The organism is Bacillus sp. JKS001846 (assembly GCF_900176455.1).
Classification (GTDB): Bacteria; Bacillota; Bacilli; order Bacillales; family Bacillaceae_G; genus Bacillus_A; species Bacillus_A cereus.
The window spans coordinates 2,578,555-2,599,356 of record NZ_FWYG01000001.1; the positions used below are offsets into that span (position 1 = coordinate 2,578,555).

A 20,802-nucleotide genomic window follows, 5' to 3' on the forward strand; every position below is an offset into this window, starting at 1 on the left:
CATCTGCTTAAATAATTAGATATTTTATTTATTAAGTTAAGCGAAATTTTATTCGTATATGAGGAAGGCGCATTTAATTCTTTTTTCGAATGTTATTCATGTTAATCGTATTCCATCGAATGCGCTTGTTACCAAGTGATGTACATAGGAATCATCCAACTTATCACCGGTTACTAGCAACCGATAAAAAATTGGTCCGTAAATGAGATCGATGGATAATTCAATATCAAGGTTTTCTTTCAATTCTCCTCTTTGAATTCCCCTCTCTAGAAGTTGCTTTGCTTGCAGTCGACGGGGCGGAAACATCGAGTACGATATTCTTCCGCCAGTTTTAAGTCAACGTTTGATTTTCTCTTTGCAACCAGAAGTGCGTAGTCGCTTAAATGGATTATTCATGTCTATTTTCTTTTTGGGTGGTGCTGTTGGACCCTTTGTCGGAGGATGGGCATACGCTTGAGGTGGATGGAGTGTAGCATTGTGGATCGGAATCGCTTGAATGCGTATTCATTGATATGTCTGAGTTTTATAGATTATTTGCGGTTATTTTGAAGTTTTTACATCACAACCAGATTTTTTGTCTCTATCGCTAAAAGAGGGCAAAACTCACCATATAAAATGTGTCCGAATTCCATTTAGACTATGAAAAAAGAGAGCTTGCGCTAGACAACAAGCCCTCTAAAAAATAACGTAATTGAGATATCTATATATTAACAGTTATTTTCTAACGATTCCATATGTCTTATGTTGAGAAATAAATTATAAGTGGCTTGATAAAGCTAAAATGAATGATTGACATAATATTTTGACGATAATATAATAAATCTCGAATTCAAGGTAATTTGTAAAGGATTGGTAATTGTGAGCGTGATTAACGATGAGAGCTTATCTTTAAAGTTAATTGTTATATTATCAAGGGAATTACAGCCAATCACTAAACGTATTGAAAAGGATCTAAAAATTTATGGACTTAATGCAACTGAATTTGCAGTGCTTGAGCTACTATACAGTAAAGCTGATCAGCCTATAAAAAAATTGGGGACAAAATATTACTTGCAAGTTTTTGTATCACGTATGTAGTGGATAGGTTGGAAAAGAAGAGGTGAAACCATGTCCTAAAGACCGCCGTGTCACGTATGCATCAATTATTTCAGAAAGTATTGAATTGGTGACACTAATTTTTCCTCAGCATAAAGAGGGGATTCGGCAAATATTTGGTAGTTTGGACTATATTGAGAAAAAATGATAAGTAAACAGTTGAAAAAGTTAGGATATTACGCACAGAAAGTGTAAGTTTTTAGATGTTATTTCTGTTTAGTAATATCCTAATTAAATATAAATTAAATAAATAGGAGGGAAAATTAATAAATAGTAGTAAATGTATTGTAGTACAAAATAAAGAAATTATGTAATTGCAATTGATATAGTAGGAAAGATAGTTGTTATGCATAACGTATACATATTGTCCTTTTCATTATAAATCTTTCATAAAGCGGAGAGTGGGAGTGGGTATCAAGAATGGAATTACGTCATTTAGAGTACTTTATTCAAGTTTGTAATAATAATAGTTTTACTAAAGCTGCGGAAGTTCTAGGTATTTCACAGCCGACTTTAAGTCAACAAATCCGTGTGTTAGAAGGTGAACTTGATACACCTTTGTTTCATCGAGTTGGAAGAGGTATCAAAATGACAGAAGCGGGTAAGCTGCTATTTGATAAAGGAAAATTTATCATGCAACAATTTGATGACGTTTATAATGAAATTTTTGAATTAAAGGGTGTAAAAAGAGGTGTAATTACTATAGGAGGTTTATTAGAGGATCTCACTTATTTAACACCTTATATTATGAAGTTTCAACAACATTATCCCAACATCGTTGTAAAAATTATAGAATCCGAAGTTGCTGTAAATCAAATCGTTGATAAAAATATTGATATAGGCATCACGCGTAGTGCTCAAATTCCAGACACATTAACAAGTACCCTTTTGTATAGCGAAGAGCTTGTCCTTGTCATTCCCAAAAACCATCCTTTGAATGAAACATCATTTGTTTCTTTTAGAGAATTAGTAGGGCTCAGTAGAATAATGGTTTCATGTAGTTGTCGTGAAACTATTAAAATATATTGTGAGAGTTTAGGGCTATCTTTATCTGAAGTAAATATAGAAACAAAATCTTCCATTTCTCTATTGAGCCTTGTATGCAATGGACATGGGGTTGCTATAATACCTCTTTCACTAGTTGACTTTGTTAATAATGATACTTTGAGCATAGTTCGTATTATTGATCCAACACCAAGGCAAGATATTAATCTTATTCACTTTGATGATAAATTTTTAAGTTTTGCAGCACGTATCTTTATGCAGAAGTTACATGATCCTGAAAAAGTATTAGTATAATAGAAATAATAATGATTATAGTGTGAGAATTAAAAATGATACATAATCCTTGGGGTAAGAGCTAAATTACAGTCAAAGGGCATTGACTTTATATGTGTGGTGTGATCGATTCAAATGGGAATATCATTGACTTTTACTTAAGGAAAAAAGGGCAGACTTTGCAAGGGGAGAAGGCTGTTAAAAATAAGTCAAGTTAATTAATTAACTCTTCGGTTTTATCACATAGTAATAGATTCCATTAGGGAGATACTGCTATTTCTTTTTACATATCCTTATTGCATAAAGAAAACCACCGGCATTATACCGGTGGTTTTGATTTAGAAAGCAAAGCAAGTACAACCAATACCCCATTTAGTTCCATCTTTTCCTATTACGGTATGAGTGTGTTGATGGAGAGGGTTACTGCAACTATGTAACTTGTTATCATGGGCATCGTGAGAAAGTATAGTGTTGGCTAGGTTAGCACCGCCATAACCATAAACGCCCGTCGGTGACCAGTCAGGTGATGCTGGCGGCAATTCAGGTGATAAATTTTTAAATTCATCATTTCCATACACAACCTGTCCGCCCATAATTGTGAGTAATGATTCAAGGTTCTTGATTTCTTCTTCTGGCACAGTAAAGTAGTCAGCAGACAATACAGCAAGATCAGCAAACTGACCTACTGCAAGGGTTCCTTTTTTACCTTCATCACCAGAGAACCACGCACTTCCTTTTGAATATAATTCCAGGGCTACTTTTCTATCCAGTTTATTTTTTTCATCGTATATCGAAAGTCCACCAATGGTTTTTCCGGCAACCATCCAATAAAGAGCGACCCAAGGGTTATAGCTGGAAACTCTAGTTGCATCACTACCGGCGCCAACAGGTATACCAAGGTCTAACATACGATAAATCGGAGGAGTACGCTTTGCAGCTTCCTTTCCGTATAAATCAACAAAGTATTCACCTTGAAAAGCCATGCGGTCTTGGATGGCAATACCTCCATTTAAAGCCTTAACACGTTCCATGCTACGATCTGAGATTGTTTCTGCATGATCAAACCACCATCGTAGACCATTAAAAGGAATTTCACTGTTAACTTCCTCGAATACATTTAAGAAACGTGTGATTGACTCATCATAAGTTGCATGTAAACGGAAGGGCCAACGGTTTTCCACCAATAGAGAAATTACTTTCTTTAAGTCAGCTTCCATCATCGTAGCTAGTTCAGGCCGTGGCATTTGAAATTTTTCAAAATCGGCTGCTGAGAATACTAACATCTCTCCGGCACCATTCATTTTATACTTATCAGTTCCTTGACCTGGAGAAACAATTTTTGCCCATGAAGCAAAGTCTTCATATTCATGATTTGGATTTTGCGTAAATAGATTATAAGCAATACGCAAAGTTAATTGTTCCTTCTCGGCTAAATGTTCAACAACTTTGTAATCATCAGGATAATTTTGGAATCCACCACCTGCGTCAATAGCACTTGTAATACCTAATCTATTTAATTCGCGCATAAAATGGCGAGTTGAATTAATCTGGTCGTCAAAATTAAGTGCTGGTGCTTTACCCAAACTTGAATAAAGAATAGAAGCGTTAGGATTCGCAATTAAAAGGCCCGTTGGATTACCTCGTTTGTCCCGCTCAATTAAGCAGCCTGGAGGGTCTGGTGTATCTTTTGTATATCCCAGTGCATGCAGCCCAGCACGATTTACAAGTGCTCTATCGTAAAGATGTAGCACAAAGACAGGAGTGTCTTCAGAAACGGCATTAATTTCTTCCAAAGTTGGCAACCGTCTCTCTTTAAATTGAAATTCAGACCAACCTCCAACTACCCTTACCCACTGAGGAGCAGGTGTACGCCTTGCCTGTTCTTTGAGCATTTCTAGAGCAATAAAAAGTGATGGCACGCCTTCCCAACGTAATTCCATATTATAATGCAGACCACCACGAATAACGTGTATATGAGAGTCATTCAGGCCTGGAATAGCTCTCTTTCTTTTAAGGTCTATTTTTTTTGTTTTTTCCGTGGCACTATTAAGAAGCTCATCTCCACCTACTGCAGTGACTAAACCATCAGTTATGGCGATAGCAGATACCTCAGGCTGAGAAGGGTCAAGGGTAGTAATTTTTCCGTTATATAAGATCATATCCGGTAAATTCATGTTCACACCTCGTCTACTTTCTATTATTTTGTAACCATGGATGAAATAATTTACCGAAAATCGGCATGACTACCCATGATAGCAAGGACACTATACATACTGAAACAAAAAAGGCCGACATAATAGGATTCATATGTTTTATAATAGGTCCTATCACTTTAGGAACTAACATGCTAAGAGGCCATACACCCAAAAGGGTAACGATAGACATTTTCCATTTTGGCGGTGGAACTGGCGTTTTCGGAGTAACAAACCAATAAGCCAAACTACTTTCAGTTTTGTAACTCGGATTAGTAACTTGAAATTGTTCTGCCGTTTTTAACAAATCCCGGCGAATGTCTGATTCTTGCCAAGCACGTAGATGCTCATACGTATCAAAGCGAAAAATAACAGTATACTCTCTCGATTCGTTATTTGGGACTATTAGATTTACACCTAAATGCCCTGGGAATTTAGTAGCGGCAGCTTCGATTTCATGTCTCCATGTTTCAAACTGTTTTTCTTTACCTTGTTGAATTTCCCATGTAACAATCGTTGTTACTGGATCAGCAGCATCCATCGTGTTCCCTGTATAAGTCTCTTCGACAGCTACTCCTTCTTGTTTCATATTTTCCTGCTTGGAAGCGCGCCGTGCACCATAGTATATGCGTATTCTACTCCTTGACCATAAGCGCCAGTGTGCTCCTTTACAATTTCCATTACAGCATCATAAGTGTCTTTGTGTGCCCAGTCACGTTGGTATTCAAGTAAAACTTGAATTGCTGTCACTGGAATTGCACCAGCTTGTTCTACACGACGCATAGCAGCGTTATGTGCTGTCAGACTAGTACCACCTGAAGCATCATCAACTGCATACACTTCATAGCCAGCTTTCATTGCTTCAAGCACAGGGAATGCAAGGCAAACTTCAGTCCAAAGTGCTGCAAATATTAATTTCTTTCTACCTGTTGCTTTAACTGCTTCAACAAATTTTGGATCTTCCCAAGAGTTCATTGAACTGCGTTCTATAATTTCATGGTTTGGGAATATGTCAAGAATTTGTGGCCAAAAATAACCAGAAAAGCTGCGTGTCTCAACTGTAGTAAGAATAGTAGGTACGTTAAAAGTTTTTGCTGATTTAGCAAGCAACATAACGTTATTAATCAATGTTTGTCTATCAATACTTGCAACTCCAAAAGTCATTTGGGGTTGAAAATCAATCAAAATTAATGCACTGTTCTCCGGATTTAACAATTCTAACTTACTCATAATAAAACGCTCCTTTTTTAATTGTTTATCGAAAATAATATATTTTCTGTCAATTAAAACACTGCTATACTTTTTAATGTAAAATTTAGTGCTGATTTAATCAGCACTAAATTTATACTATCTACTTTAAAAAGTGATTTAAAGCTATTTCCTTGGAATACACTTATACATTTTGCTTACTAAGATCTCGTTGAGCTCCCCTATAGCTTCCAATTATATTTTGATAGCCTGGAAGATTGCTAGCAAGCAAATTGCCAAAACCTTCGACATCGTTGCGCCAATCGCGTTGTAATTCGCAAGCTACGCTAAACCAGTTCATAAGTTGTACGCCATTATGTGCCATACGCGTATTGGCAGCATCTGCAACTTGTTTACTGAAAGTTCCTGAAGCATCAGTAACAGCAAATACTTCATATCCAGCTTTTATAGCGGAAAGTGCTGGGAAAGCAACACAAACGTCCGTAACTACGCCCGCGATGATAAGTTGTTTTTTTCCAGTTTCTTCGATTGCTTTTACAAAATCATCATTATCCCATGCGTTAATTTGTCCAGGTCGAGCTATTTTTGGTGCATGAGGAAAGAGATCAACCAATTCTTGCATTAAAGGTCCATTAGGCCCGTTTTCGAAACTTGTTGTTAAAATAACTGGTAAATCAAAAAACTTAGCAGTATGAGCAAGGGCTAAAACATTGTTCTTGAATTCATCAACACCATAGTCACGTACTAGTCCGGACATAAGACCAGTTTGATGATCTACTAAAAGCACGAGAGCATCATCTTTGTTAATACGAGAATAGAGATCAGTCATTATGTATTCCTCCTAAAAATTAAGTAATCAAAGAAAGTTTAAATAGTCGAATACTATCATAAGTTTCTTCGTTTATAACTAAGCTGACCAATAATATTGGTTATAGCAGCATTCACGGAACATGAAGCGCTATACAAATTTATAGTATTTGAAAACTGATTCGTTAATCAATTCTAAATTATCTATAGTTTGTATAGGTGGTAACTATAGTTATTTTCACTATAAAATGAATTGGTTTTACCTATACATTCTATAGATAGAACGATATTGATAGTCACCTACTTTTGTTATTACAATTGAATAGGAGAAATGTTCAGCAAATACTTCGTGATGAAAAAAGTATGAGATGGGGAAGCGTTCCATAAACAGAAAATGAATTCATCGGAACAATAGAGTTTCATACTTAGCGTTCACAATATAAATGTGCATAAATAGGTTATGAGATTCATCCGGATTATTGAAGAAAAGGATATATATTAAAGGAGGTAGGAAAATGGCAAAAATTACTGTAGGAACCGAAAATCAAGCACCAATTGAGATATATTATGAGGATCATGGCATAGGAAAACCAGTTGTACTCATTCATGGTTGGCCGTTAAGTGGTCGATCTTGGGAATATCAAGTTCCCGCTCTTGTTGAGGCTGGATACAGAGTTATAACGTATGATCGTCGAGGTTTTGGAAAATCATCTCAGCCGTGGGAAGGGTATGAATATGATACCTTTACTTCTGATTTACATCAACTATTAGAACATTTAGAGCTTCAAAATGTCACACTTGTTGGTTTTTCTATGGGTGGAGGCGAAGTAGCCCGGTATATTAGTACGTATGGAACAGATCGTATTGAAAAGGCTGTTTTTGCTGGAGCAGTTCCTCCATATTTATACAAATCAGAGGATCATCCTGAAGGGGCATTAGATGATGCAACAATTGAAGCATTCAAAAGTGGTGTGATAAATGACCGCCTTGCATTTCTTGATGAATTTACTAAGGGATTTTTCGCGGCTGGTAATCGAACAGATTTAGTTAGTGAGCCATTCCGTTTATATAATTGGGATATTGCAGCCAGTGCATCACCTAAAGGAACACTTGATTGTATTACTGCCTTTAGTAAGACAGATTTTAGAAAAGACTTGGAGCAGTTTAATATACCTACTCTTATTATTCATGGTGATTCAGATGCAACTGTACCATTTGAATATAGTGGGAAATTAACACATGAATCAATTCCTAATTCTAAAGTAGCGTTAATAAAGGGTGGTCCACATGGGTTAAATGCAACGCATGCCAAAGAATTTAATGAAGCACTCCTATCATTTTTAAAGGACTAATTACAACTATATAATTGTTAATTAATAAATTATAAACAAGTTAAAATAAAGCTTTATAAAAGATGCTCTTGGATAAATCCAGGAGCATCTTTTTAAATACGGAGTAGTGCACCACCGTAATCTTCCATTACGAAATTTCTATTTATTTTTAAATTTTGATATTGGGATGTTAACTTAAAAAATACTCATTAATTTCGAATTGAATATTCTTCTTAACAGCTAAAATTTATGGATTAGAGTTTTTTAGGTCTCTTAGGGGGATTGCTATATTACTATCAAGATAATATTTTGAATAATCCTCAAAACAAAGAAATGTACATGTTCTTGTTTGTGTAGTGAAGTTTCTTAAGTTGAGAGGGAGCCTTTATATCCTAATCCAAAAGTGTAGACTACAGCCTACAAATAATCATCTTCCTCTTAAAATTGTTGTTTTACATCTTCACATTTTTGAAGAAGAAGTGTTTTGTTGGGAAATGATAAAATCTTATTAATTTTTATAATTAGTAGAATTTTTTATAGAAATAATCCTCTTAATATATTAAAATAACATTGTATTATGTAAGATTTTAATTAGGGGAGAGAAATTTTATGTTAAAAAAAATCATTCCAGTTGCTTTAGCATTAAGTACAGTTACTTTTACTAGTGTATTCGCTATGCCTTCAGCCCAAGCAAGTACAGAACCAAACCGCTACATAGATGTACAAATGCTCGGTATTAACGATTTTCATGGGCAACTAGACACAGTAAAAAAAATTAACAATAAAGATGCAGGGGGAATTGAGTACTTAGGGGCTTATTTACGTGATCGTGAAAAACAAAATCCGAATACATTAAAAGTACATGCTGGCGACGTTGTTGGAGCAAGTACTCCTGTTTCAGCATTATTACAAGACGAACCTACCATTGAATTTCTAAATGATTTGAAATTCGATGTTGGAACGATAGGAAATCATGAATTTGATGAAGGTGTTGCGGAAATGAACCGCCTTATTTATGGTGGATACCATGAGAAAACAGGAAATTTTAAAGGAGCAAAATTCCCATATGTTGCTGCAAATTTCTATAATAAATCCACCGGTCGTTTATTTTTACCACCATTCACTATAAAAAAGGTGCAAGGAGTTCCAGTTGGATTTATCGGAGTTGTAACAACGGATGTTCCTAACCTTGTTATGCCTACTATGCTAAAGAATGTAGAAATTACAGATGAAGTTGAAGCTATTAACAAATCCGTAAAGCAATTACAAAAACTAGGCGTTAAATCTATCGTTGTTCTTGCGCATAACGGAGGTACAACAGATGGGAACGGCGTAACAAATGGTGATATTGTCCGATTAGCAAATGAGACTGATCCAGAAGTTGATGTTATTTTTGGTGGGCATAGCCACACTTATGTAAATGGAACTGTTAATAATAAACTTGTCGTACAAGCAAATTCTTATGGTATGGCTTTTGCTGATGTTGATGTAAAGATTGATCGTAAGACACAAGATATTGTTGAGAAAAAAGCAGAAATTGTTACAACTTACCATGAAGGCATGGAGCCTGATAAAAAAATAAAGAAGAAGATGGAGAAATATCAAGCAAAAATCGCACCTCTTGTTAATGAAGTTGTAGGTAAGTCTATTGCTCCACTAGATCGCAAACTAAATACGGCTGGTGAATCTACTCTTGGAAATTTAGTTGCTGATGCCCAGCGTGCAACGATGCAATCCCAAATTGCACTTATGAATCCTGGTGGTATTCGTAATGACTTAGATGCTGGTGATATTACATGGGGAGAGATATATGGTATTCAACCATTCGGAAATCAATTAATAAAATTAAATTTAACAGGTCAAGACATTCGTGATATTTTAAATCAACAATGGCAAAAAGACATAACAAGAATGCTTCAAATTTCAGGGATCCAATACACTTGGGATGCGAACAAGCCCAATGGAGAAAAAGTAACAAGTATTCGCTTAACAAATGGAGAAGAAATCATTCCTTCTAAAACTTACAGCGTCGTTGCGAACGCATTTTTAGCTTCAGGTGGAGATGGATTTGTATCTTTTAAAAATGGTAAAGATGCTGAAACAGGACCAACTGATTTTGAAGCATTAGTAGATTATATAAAAAAATCAAAAGAACCAATTCAGTCTGTTATTGATGGAAGAATTCAAAAAATAAATTAGGTTTTTATTAATCTCAAAAACAAATAGATTACCTGTGCACCATTCTTTTTCTTGTGCAGGTAATCTATTTGTTTGCGCTTTCGAGCACAGACGCTACTTCAATCCTATCAATATAGAAACAATTTCGAATGTAAGGAATTTGTAAGGAAAAAGAGATTTTCAATTATATGTACATTTATTTAATAAAGTAGCGTATCTCATTGAAGATAGTTTGTTAAAACGCTCATTGTTACAAGATACTTACATGATTAAATATAAACCAGTATTAAACAAAGAAGTACAAAAAGAATTCTCAGAGTTGTATACTCAATACATTAAGCAGACAAATAAAAAATCTATGTTGTTAGAAATTGATGAAGCTAAAGAAAAAGGGGAGGAGTTAAAGAATAAATTAGTAAAATTAGTGGATGGAAAAACTATGTTTTATGACATAATTTCTCTGTTAAACAATGGATATAACTATCATGTCCTTTAATTGGCAGAAAAAGGGGAGGGAAAGGGTTCCCATAAAAATACTAGAAGAAATTAGGTTATTCATGCATAAATAGCATAATTAGGCACATGTTATTTATAAATATTCAAAGATACGAAAGTAATGCAAATGAAATTCTTATTTCTACTACTACAAGTACTATTGAGCAAATGAAGTATGAAATTGCTTTTGAACTAGGAGTAACACTGGGACTTGATACATCATCATCTACAAATGGTTCGGATCGGTGGAGAGATTACAAAACGCTTAGTTCGAATGGTTGAAAAACAGTTAACAGGTCAATACAGATTACACTAAGAAAATAATCCGTATATATATGGATTATTTTTCCTTTAATTTACAAAAAAATAAAATTTGAAATCGAAAAAACTTCTCAGATTCCTTTGTAATAAACTTTTTTAGTCATGTTAATGGAATAGGTATCGAAAGATAAGGAATTAGATACGAACGATGTATGAGCCCTTAAAAGAGTTTTGGTTTTATTTGCAATTTTAATTTCATAATACTTAAGCCGATATAATAAAATGTTTTATGTGTAAATTGATATAAAGTAATAATTATTAAGTGATATTTCTTTTTTATAGAATAAGTAAAAACTGATATTGTAGTAATTACTGTTTTGAGGTCAATTTATTGTGCACCTTAATTATTGAAGTTTTTTTTGATTAACAACTATTGTATTTGGAAATTAATAATAAGTTTATCCCGCTATTTGTGGGCAGTAAGACCCCCACCTCAAAATTCAGCGGAAGCAAAGAAGTTAGGTAGGGGATGAACAAAACCCCCACTGATTAAAGTTTCACTTTATGTGATGCGGTAATAAAACTATCTAGTTTTCTATTCTTAGTATTTGTAAATATTGTATATTTTTCCTCTTTTGTGGAAAGTAAAACTATTGTTACGACCAGTAATATAGTGTCATTTTTTTGAATATTCCATTCGTTTTTTTATTTTTAGTTGATGAAAAGACCTTTCTCTCAATTAAATGTTTAATTGAGTACTTGAATTTCCTCCACCTTGTACTTTTCAAAGCATAGTGCTTCAAAAATAGCCGTATCGCTTTCATCTGTTTCCAATTTCACAACTTCTTTATTATCTTTTTCTAAAATTTGGAGCAAAATAGTTTTTCAGTTTCACATTTAAATTAGCAGTATTTATTTTTTGAATTCAATTTGTATAAATAATTGAATTGGAACTTTGACTGTTGTTTCTTGCGGTGGTACAGTATCTTCTTTTAATTTCGCTTTATTTTAAATCTTTTTCCAGCTTGGTCCTCGCATTGACTACCACTGTATTTTGTAGTACTTCACTGTTTTCTCAAGTACAATAATATATCTTGTAGAATTAAGAAAAGAACTTAGTGTATTTCCTTTACTTATCTACTCTGATATTTAGATGCTAACTACAATTAAATAATATATGATTTTTATAAAAAAGATATAGTAACATTTTGTTGTGAATTGTACTAATTTGATATTTTATAGTATTATTTGTCGTGAATTATATATAACAGAATATATTTTATGGATCTATAAAGGAGAATGTAATGAATACTTCCATCGATATACAACACTTGTGTGATCTTGCACATAAAGCATTTAATGCCCCTGTGCATATTTTGTCTACAGACAGAAAAATTTTATATCATTCTACATCTGATAATGTTTGTAGTCCTTTTTATTCTTCAAAAGAAGAACATCTTAGTGATATTTATCAAGAAAATGATCCCTTTAACTTGCCACTTTTCCGAAGCAACAACTATCTTGAAAATTTTGTTCTAATTCATATAGAAAATCATGATGATATTAAAGGGACTATTATAATCGGTCCTACTATACATTCAAAAGATTCAGATGATATGATCATAAAATTTCAGAAAGAATTTAAATCAAATGATAACATTCAAGAAAGACTTGCCTATTATCAGTGTTTATCTGAGATTAAAAAAACTACATTAATTGATATGGGAATTTTATTACATTACATGATTTTCAATGAAAAGTTAGATGTAGATATTGTCTTGGAAAAAAATAAAGTACTAGAGGAAGTTCCTAATAAAATTGTAAAACCTGATTTATATATTTTAAAACGCCGACAAAACAAACCTAAAACGCACAATATGGCATTAGTAAATGATTTCTTTTCGACTATCAAAGAAGGAAATAAAAAAAAGTTAATACAGTATATGTATGCGGTTTCACAAGAAGATGTTGAACTTATGCTAATAGAGGATCCGCTCAGGAATCAAAAAAACCTTGGAATTATTGCGATTACCTTAGCCACTCGATATGCAATAGAAGGAAATCTGCCACCAGATATTGCTTTTGCTCATAGTATTTTATATATACAAACCCTAGAACAATTAGATAATGTAGAATCTGTAAAGCGATTGTCAGGGGACGCTTTACGTACCTTTGCAGATCGTGTGAAAGAATACAATGCAAAAAAGTATTCTTACGCGGTTACTACATGTATAAAACATATTAATAAAAATGTTTACGATGGAATATCTCTGAATGAACTTGCTAATCATTTAGAAATTACGCCTACTTATCTATCTAAACTATTTAAAAAAGAAATGGGAATTACTTTAAGCGAATATATTCAAAGGGAACGAGTGGAAGAAGCAAAGAAATTATTAACACTCACTACTTATTCGTTATCAGATATCTGTGCGTGGCTTAACTTTAATGACCAAAGTTATTTTATAAGAGTTTTCAAAAAAAACACTAGCATGACTCCTAGGCAGTACCGTGAAAAATATACAATAATATAAGCTTGTTATTTGCTGTCTCCAATGTAAAGACTTAAACATGGGTGTAAGTATCCCAAAAAATGAAAATACTGAACTTATTACGCTAGAAAGAGTTTTTGATTTGTCTAGAAAAAGCACCTGTATTCAAATAGACATGTGAGATTAACCTGTTATTATCTTGTAGCGGAACAGTTTCAATTTTTAGGAGTTAGAAAAATAATGGAGAAACAAAGTATATCTATTTTTTTAATAGCAATCAGGTGCTGAATTTATCGGTATAGTTCTGAATCAGATAAACTAGTCTGACGTCAGCCCAAACAAATAGCTCTTGAAGACTTTATAAACACATATGTGAGCAAAAGCTCAATGGAAATCTTTGTACCATATTGTTAATTTGAAAAAATACATTAACCGCTATTTTGCTAAAGGAAATAAAAAGACAGAAGGCTGCAAAGTGTTCCATGGAAGCTTTGCAGCTTTTTTGTAATTTAAAACCTATGTTTATAATGATGATAAGTTTATAGACTAACATCTTCATACTAGATATTTGTTAATAATGATATTAGAATGTTATGTAAAAAATCAATAATATAACATATATTACTAAATATATCTACATGTTATGCAATTATGCATAACTAAATAAAGGTAAAAAAGTATAAAAAGACCTATTATATTATTCTATAAGTATTTTTTCTAAAATAAAATTTCTCGGTTGAGCTAAAATAGTTATTTTTAACCGTATACACATTAATTTGTAATCATTACAATTACAGAAATGAAATTTACGAATAACTATATTCATATAATTTTTTTCGGTTCATATTTTTATTTAACAGTAAATTATCGAGCTTAATCGACAAAATTTTTCTATTTACGCATTAAAAATTTAATGTTTTAATGAACAACATAACTGGTATGACCAGACAGAAAGGAGAAGGTTACGCTAATAGGAATTACAGTGAAGTTATAAGTAACATTATGTCTTTAATAATTTTCTAAATAGTCAATTTATTTATAAGAGGTCAAGAATCAAATTGGTAATAAACGTGTTCTAAGTTTCTGCATAACAAAAGTGAAGTTATTCCGCAATAAAAGTATAAGCGATGTACAGTATAATTTCACCTTTTGTTGTCTAGTAAGGAGTTTGCTGACAAAAACTAAGAGGGATATTATCAAATTGAAATTAAACAATGTTATGACAGGATTAACTGTAAGCATTGGTTTATTGATCCTCACGATTCTGTAAGTTAAACCGCAAATTTAGGAAAGAATTAATAATTTACTACTCATAGGGTGCCTGATTCAAATATAGTTAATAAATTTTTGTTATTTATATTTTAAAAAATAGAGTATCGAAATGAGAGATAAATAAAATCCTTACATCCTATTAGAAGTAAAAAACAACGTTATTAACGTATCTGAAAGATTTCTCCTTCTTATCCAGTTTACAAAGAGAGCGGTCGTACAAGTTATATGAATTAAGTTATAAAAACAATGGTAAAGGAGTGTACGGAATGAAAACTAAAATAATGACAGGATTTTTAATAACATCCATTGTAACTGGAGCAACTATTCCTATCAATACTCTCGCAACACCAATCGTTCAAGCAGAAACTCAACAAGAAAACATGGATATTTCTTCATCATTACGAAAATTAGGTGCGCAATCTAAATTAATTCAAACGTATATTGATCAATCTTTAATGAGTCCTAATGTACAGCTAGAGGAAGTCCCAGCTTTAAATACCAATCAATTCCTAATCAAACAAGATATGAAGGAATGGTCATCGGAACTCTATCCACAGTTAATTCTATTAAATTCAAAAAGTAAAGGATTTGTAACAAAATTTAATAGTTATTACCCGACATTAAAATCGTTTGTAGACAATAAAGAAGATAGAGAAGGGTTTTCGGATAGACTTGAAGTACTTCAAGAAATGGCTATGACGAATCAAGAAAATGCGCAACGACAAATCAATGAATTAACAGATCTTAAATTACAGCTGGATAAAAAATTAAAAGATTTTGATACTAATGTGGCAACTGCGCAAGGCATACTAAGTACAGATGGGACAGGAAAAATAGATCAGTTAAAAAATGAAATATTAAATACCAAAAAAGCAATTCAAAATGATTTACAGCAAATTGCATTAATACCAGGAGCTTTAAATGAACAGGGATTTGCTATATTTAAAGAAGTTTATAGTCTTTCAAAAGAAATTATTGAACCAGCTGCTCAAGCAGGGGTGGCAGCGTATAACAAAGGAAAAGAAATTAACAACTCTATTCTAGAAGCTGAGAAAAAAGCAGTGCAAGAAGCAACAGAGCAAGGTAAAACTGCTCTAGAGATTGAATCAGCAAAAAAAGCAGCTCGTGAAGCAATTGAGAAAAGCAAACAAGGTGAAATAGCAGCCGCAGCCGCAGCAAAAACACAAGAGTATGACCTGATGAAGGTCATTGATACCGAAAAGATTAAGAAAACATTTAGCGTTTTTGCTGAAGTAAATAAATTAACAGCAGAACAGCGAGCATATTTAGATGATTTAGAGAAACAAAATCAAAAAATATATGATTTAACAACGAAATTATCAATAGCTGATTTACAAAAATCAATGCTTCTTCTTACACAAAATGATTTGCATACGTTTGCAAATCAAGTAGATGTAGAACTTGATCTACTAAAGCGCTATAAAGAAGATTTAAATCTAATAAAAAGTAGCATTACAAAATTATCTACTAATGTTGATACAACTAACGAGCAGTCTCAAAAAGATACATTAAGACAATTAAAAAATGTAATAAGTTACCTTGAAGAACAAGTATATAAATTTTAATATTGCGTTTTTGGGGAATTCATAAAGATTATAAGCATTTAGCGAAAGAAGGAGAATAGTCATGAAAAAATTTCCATTCAAAGTACTAACTTTAGCTACATTAGCAACTGTTATAACTGCTACTACCGGTAACACTATTCATGCATTTGCACAAGAAACGACCGCTCAAGAACAAAAAGTAGGCAATTATGCATTAGGCCCCGAAGGACTGAAGAAAGCATTGGCTGAAACAGGGTCTCATATTCTAGTAATGGATTTATATGCAAAAACAATGATTAAGCAACCAAATGTAAATTTATCTAATATCGATTTAGGGTCAGAGGGGGGAGAGTTGCTCAAAAATATTCACCTTAATCAAGAGCTGTCACGAATCAATGCGAATTACTGGTTAGATACAGCGAAGCCACAGATTCAAAAAACTGCTCGTAATATTGTAAATTACGATGAACAATTTCAAAATTATTACGACACATTAGTAGAAACTGTACAAAAGAAAGATAAGGTAGGTCTAAAAGAGGGTATAAATGATTTAATTACTACAATCAATACAAATTCAAAAGAAGTTACAGATGTGATTAAGATGCTACAAGACTTCAAAGGGAAACTATATCAAAATTCTACAGATTTTAAAAATAATGTTGGTGGTCCGGATGGGAAAGGTGGATTAACTGCAATATTAGCAGGTCAACAGGCAACGATTCCACAACTTCAAGCTGAAATTGAGCAACTTCGTTCTACTCAGAAAAAACATTTTGATGATGTATTAGCATGGTCAATTGGTGGTGGATTGGGAGCAGCTATTTTAGTTATTGCAGCTATTGGAGGAGCGGTAGTTATTGTTGTAACTGGCGGTACAGCAACACCGGCTGTTGTTGGTGGACTCTCGGCTCTTGGCGCAGCTGGTATCGGTCTAGGAACTGCGGCTGGTGTCACAGCATCTAAGCATATGGATTCCTATAATGAAATTTCTAACAAAATCGGAGAATTAAGTATGAAAGCAGATCGTGCTAATCAAGCAGTTCTTTCGCTTACTAACGCGAAAGAAACATTGGCATATTTATACCAGACTGTAGATCAAGCGATATTGTCTCTAACAAATATTCAAAAGCAATGGAATACAATGGGCGCAAATTATACAGATTTATTGGATAATATCGATTCTATGCAAGACCACAAATTCTCTTTAATACCAGATGATTTAAAAGCCGCTAAAGAAAGTTGGAATGATATTCATAAAGATGCAGAATTCATTTCAAAAGATATTGCTTTTAAACAGGAGTAGAACTGAATTTTAAAACCTAAATTGGAGGAAAATGAAATGATAAAAAAAATCCCTTACAAATTACTCGCTGTATCGACGCTATTAACTATTACAACTGCTAATGTAGCTTCACCAGTAACAACTTTTGCAAGTGAAATTGAACAAACGAACAATGGAGATACGGCTCTTTCTGCAAATGAAGCGAGAATGAAAGAGACCTTGCAAAAGGCTGGATTATTTGCAAAATCTATGAATGCCTATTCTTATATGTTAATTAAGAATCCTGATGTGAATTTTGAGGGAATTACCATTAATGGATATGTAGATTTACCTGGTAGAATCGTACAAGATCAAAAGAATGCAAGGGCACATGCCGTTACTTGGGATACGAAAGTAAAAAAACAGCTTTTAGATACATTGAATGGTATTGTTGAATACGATACAACATTTGATAATTATTATGAAACAATGATAGAGGCGATTAATACAGGGGATGGAGAAACTTTAAAAGAAGGGATTACAGATTTACGAGGTGAAATTCAACAAAATCAAAAGTATGCACAACAACTAATAGAAGAATTAACTAAATTAAGAGACTCTATTGGACACGATGTTAGAGCATTTGGAAGTAATAAAGAGCTCTTGCAGTCAATTTTAAAAAATCAAGGTGCAGATGTTGATGCCGATCAAAAGCGTCTAGAAGAAGTATTAGGATCAGTAAACTATTATAAACAATTAGAATCTGATGGGTTTAATGTAATGAAGGGTGCTATTTTGGGTCTACCAATAATTGGCGGTATCATAGTGGGAGTAGCAAGGGATAATTTAGGTAAGTTAGAGCCTTTATTAGCAGAATTACGTCAGACCGTGGATTATAAAGTAACCTTAAATCGTGTAGTTGGAGTTGCTTACAGTAATATTAATGAAATGCACAAGGCGCTTGATGATGCTATTAACGCTCTTACTTATATGTCCACGCAGTGGCATGATTTAGATTCTCAATATTCGGGCGTTCTAGGGCATATTGAGAATGCAGCTCAAAAAGCCGATCAAAATAAATTTAAATTCTTAAAACCTAATTTAAATGCAGCGAAAGACAGTTGGAAAACATTACGAACAGATGCTGTTACATTAAAAGAAGGAATAAAGGAATTAAAAGTGGAAACTGTTACTCCACAAAAATAGGGAAATATTAATTCTGTTGTAAAGTGAACTAAAACATAGAAAGTCTATGATTACACTGTTAAACAGAAAAGTAATAATTAATAAATCCTTATATAACAGAAAGGCGGAGTCTCATTAAAGACTTCGCCTTTCAATTATATATAAGTATGATTCGAATAAAGAATAACCTTGTAGTTTAATTGCTTTTTTAAAATTTGCAATAGAATCGGTTAATTTGAAGCAGATGATATACATTTTCTTTAATACTTAATGATTTGAAGGCTGCTAAAGAAAGTTCAAACGATACTGATAAAAGATGTAGAACTCATTTTGAAAGACATCGCTTTTTAATAAGATTAGAACTTGAAACCATACCTTATATAGGAGGAATACAAAATGATGAAAAAAATCCCTCATAAACTACTCGCTGTATCAGCGTTTTTAACTATAACAACTACTTATGCAGTCATACCACTAGAAACTTTTGCAATTGAAATTGAACAAACGAACACTGAAAATATGTCTCTTTCAGCAAATGAAGAACAGATGAAAAAAGCTTTGCAAGATACTGGTTTATTTGCAAAAGCTATGAATGAATATTCTTATTTGCTAATTAATAATCCAGATGTGAGTTTTGAAGGAATAACTATTAATGGAAATGCAGATTTACCTAGTAAAATTGTACAAGATCAAAAGAATGCAAGAGCACATGCTGTTACATGGAATACACAAGTAAAAAAACAGCTTTTTGATACATTGACAGGCATTATAGAATACGATACAAAATTTGAAAATTATTATGAAACATTAGTAGAGGCGATCAATACTGGAAATGGAGATACTTTAAAAAAAGGGATTACAGATTTACAGGGAGGAATTCAACAAAATCAAAAGTCTGCAAAAGCATTAATAGAAGAATTAATTCAATTAAAAAATGCTATTGGAGAAGATGTTAGAACATTTGGAAGTCATAAAGAGACATTGCAATCGATTTTAAAAAACCAAGGTGCTGATGTGGAGGCTGACCAAAAGCGTCTAGAGGACCTTTTAGGACAAGTAAAATATCAGAAAGACATAGAATCTAAGGGCTTAGACATGGTGAAAATCCCCTTTATTCCAACCTTGATTGCTGGTGGCATAATGATAGGTGATGCAAGAGGTAAGTTAGGTTGGCTAGAACCTGAATTAGCAAAATTGTGTCAGACTGTAGATTATAAAATAACATTGAATCGTGTAGTTGGAGTTGCATTTCATAATATTAGTGATATGCATAGTATGCTTGATAGTGCTATCACTGCTCTTACTTATATGTCTACGCAATGGGAGGATTTAGATTCTCAATATTCGGGTGTACTGGGACATATTGATAAAGCTGATCAAAAAGCTGATCAAAATAAATATAAATTCTTAACCCCTAGCTTGAATGCAGCGAAAAACAGTTGGAAAACATTAAAAACAGATGTTGTCACTTTGCAAGAAGGGATAAAAATTGCAGAGAAAAAAGAACAGGATTTTTTGAATCAGCTTCGTCCATCAAACGTGTTCTACTTTTATAAAAAAATTCATAACGCATACACTTTTGAAATAAAGACTGGAACAAATGCGCCAAATGCGTCTTATAAAGTTATGAATTTAACTAAAAACACTGTTCATAATATGTGGAGTGGAGGGGCTAATACTAACATGTGGGCTGATTGGCTTTCATTCAATCCAAATGATGAATTTGCAGTAGTAGCAGTAGTGGATGGTAAAGAATATGTTGTGTATAAAGACAAAGTACAAAATATAATGAACTGAATCTGAAAGTAACGAAGTAATTGGAACTGGACAATAAACTAGACACCAAGTTAATTGAAAAATCTCCTTATATCCTAGAATATTTTGCTCAAGAAAAAGAATTTGTTCAGCGAAAAAGTAAATATTGAACCAAGGAGTTAGTTGTCTTATGTGTATGGTTTTACCGAAAGGTTTCAAGTACATTACTCATACAATTATGTAGTTATCCTGAAGCATCTACAGGTGTTCTTATCGACCTTGAAGAACTACTTAGCTTCCTAAGTTGAGTAATTTTATGCAAAATTAAGTGAACGTTTTTGTACATAGATTAGTTGACATTTATATAGTTTTTTTCCATTTTTAAAGATAGTTTTGTTTTTTATGTTATTTTTCAAAAATTACTGC

The 20,802-nt window shown here is 33.0% G+C and carries 13 protein-coding genes and 6 pseudogenes; 13 read left to right on the forward strand and 6 right to left on the reverse strand.

The features are described 5' to 3' along the window. Window positions 1-96: 96 nt before the first annotated feature. Window positions 97-332 (reverse strand): annotated as a pseudogene (locus B9A45_RS13900) (TetR-like C-terminal domain-containing protein); the annotation flags it as partial. Between B9A45_RS13900 and B9A45_RS13905 the strand changes: the two are divergent. The 3 genes and pseudogenes from B9A45_RS13905 to B9A45_RS13920 all read left to right on the forward strand — a co-directional run. Further along, window positions 329-457, forward strand: a pseudogene (locus B9A45_RS13905) (MFS transporter); the annotation flags it as partial. The pseudogenes B9A45_RS13900 and B9A45_RS13905 sit on opposite strands and share 4 nt — an antisense overlap. A gap of 401 nt (window positions 458-858) precedes the next feature. Continuing rightward, a pseudogene (locus B9A45_RS32695) lies at window positions 859-1,290 on the forward strand (MarR family transcriptional regulator). Between the two features lie 225 nt (window positions 1,291-1,515). Next, window positions 1,516-2,394 (forward strand): LysR family transcriptional regulator, encoded by an 879-nt coding sequence (locus tag B9A45_RS13920; protein ID WP_000423200.1) that lies wholly within the window; start codon window positions 1,516-1,518, stop codon window positions 2,392-2,394. A gap of 317 nt (window positions 2,395-2,711) precedes the next feature. Here B9A45_RS13920 and B9A45_RS13925 read toward each other — a convergent pair whose 3' ends face one another. The 4 genes from B9A45_RS13925 to ycaC form a co-directional block, all read right to left on the reverse strand. Further along, window positions 2,712-4,547 carry an amidohydrolase gene (locus B9A45_RS13925; protein ID WP_001052852.1) on the reverse strand — a complete coding sequence of 612 codons (1,836 nt, stop codon included), beginning with the start codon at window positions 4,545-4,547 and terminating at the stop codon, window positions 2,712-2,714. Between the two features lie 13 nt (window positions 4,548-4,560). After that, window positions 4,561-5,154, reverse strand: a complete 594-nt coding sequence (locus tag B9A45_RS13930) for an antibiotic biosynthesis monooxygenase (RefSeq protein ID WP_000806851.1) — start codon at window positions 5,152-5,154, stop codon at window positions 4,561-4,563. Then, window positions 5,151-5,795, reverse strand: coding sequence for a hydrolase (locus B9A45_RS13935; protein WP_000039941.1), 645 nt, complete (start codon window positions 5,793-5,795; stop codon window positions 5,151-5,153). Before B9A45_RS13935 ends, B9A45_RS13930 begins: the two co-directional genes overlap by 4 nt. A gap of 163 nt (window positions 5,796-5,958) precedes the next feature. Next, a complete protein-coding gene (ycaC, locus tag B9A45_RS13940; RefSeq protein ID WP_000131206.1) occupies window positions 5,959-6,603 on the reverse strand; it encodes an isochorismate family cysteine hydrolase YcaC in 645 nt (214 codons plus the stop codon). Between the two features lie 493 nt (window positions 6,604-7,096). On the opposite strand from ycaC, the gene B9A45_RS13945 reads away from it, so the two are divergent. From B9A45_RS13945 to B9A45_RS13960, 4 genes and pseudogenes are all read left to right on the forward strand, one after another. Continuing rightward, window positions 7,097-7,933 (forward strand): bromoperoxidase, encoded by an 837-nt coding sequence (locus B9A45_RS13945; RefSeq protein ID WP_084064152.1) that lies wholly within the window; start codon window positions 7,097-7,099, stop codon window positions 7,931-7,933. Between the two features lie 588 nt (window positions 7,934-8,521). Then, a complete protein-coding gene (locus B9A45_RS13950; protein ID WP_084064153.1) occupies window positions 8,522-10,111 on the forward strand; it encodes a bifunctional metallophosphatase/5'-nucleotidase in 1,590 nt (529 codons plus the stop codon). A gap of 166 nt (window positions 10,112-10,277) precedes the next feature. Further along, a pseudogene (locus B9A45_RS13955) lies at window positions 10,278-10,583 on the forward strand (nucleotide excision repair endonuclease); the annotation flags it as partial. A gap of 98 nt (window positions 10,584-10,681) precedes the next feature. Further along, window positions 10,682-10,901: pseudogene (locus B9A45_RS13960) on the forward strand (alpha/beta-type small acid-soluble spore protein). 692 nt (window positions 10,902-11,593) lie between these two features. Here the strand turns inward: B9A45_RS13960 and B9A45_RS13965 are convergent. Then, a complete protein-coding gene (locus B9A45_RS13965; protein ID WP_000939299.1) occupies window positions 11,594-11,722 on the reverse strand; it encodes a hypothetical protein in 129 nt (42 codons plus the stop codon). A gap of 428 nt (window positions 11,723-12,150) precedes the next feature. On the opposite strand from B9A45_RS13965, the gene B9A45_RS13975 reads away from it, so the two are divergent. From B9A45_RS13975 to B9A45_RS32700, 6 genes and pseudogenes are all read left to right on the forward strand, one after another. Continuing rightward, window positions 12,151-13,380, forward strand: a complete 1,230-nt coding sequence (locus B9A45_RS13975) for a helix-turn-helix domain-containing protein (RefSeq protein WP_084064154.1) — start codon at window positions 12,151-12,153, stop codon at window positions 13,378-13,380. A 1,496-nt stretch (window positions 13,381-14,876) separates the two neighbouring features. Then, window positions 14,877-16,196, forward strand: a complete 1,320-nt coding sequence (gene hblC / locus B9A45_RS13980; RefSeq protein ID WP_084064155.1) for a hemolytic enterotoxin HBL lytic component L2 — start codon at window positions 14,877-14,879, stop codon at window positions 16,194-16,196. 61 nt (window positions 16,197-16,257) lie between these two features. After that, the gene (gene hblD / locus B9A45_RS13985) at window positions 16,258-17,478 is read left to right on the forward strand and encodes a hemolytic enterotoxin HBL lytic component L1 (protein WP_016110271.1); all 1,221 of its coding nucleotides are present in this window, start codon (window positions 16,258-16,260) and stop codon (window positions 17,476-17,478) included. A 36-nt stretch (window positions 17,479-17,514) separates the two neighbouring features. After that, the gene (hblB, locus tag B9A45_RS13990; RefSeq protein WP_084064156.1) at window positions 17,515-18,642 is read left to right on the forward strand and encodes a hemolysin BL binding component B; all 1,128 of its coding nucleotides are present in this window, start codon (window positions 17,515-17,517) and stop codon (window positions 18,640-18,642) included. Between the two features lie 375 nt (window positions 18,643-19,017). Continuing rightward, the gene (hblA, locus tag B9A45_RS13995; protein WP_084064157.1) at window positions 19,018-20,418 is read left to right on the forward strand and encodes a hemolysin BL regulatory component HblB; all 1,401 of its coding nucleotides are present in this window, start codon (window positions 19,018-19,020) and stop codon (window positions 20,416-20,418) included. 20 nt (window positions 20,419-20,438) lie between these two features. Continuing rightward, window positions 20,439-20,651: pseudogene (locus tag B9A45_RS32700) on the forward strand (hypothetical protein); the annotation flags it as partial. Window positions 20,652-20,802: the final 151 nt, after the last annotated feature.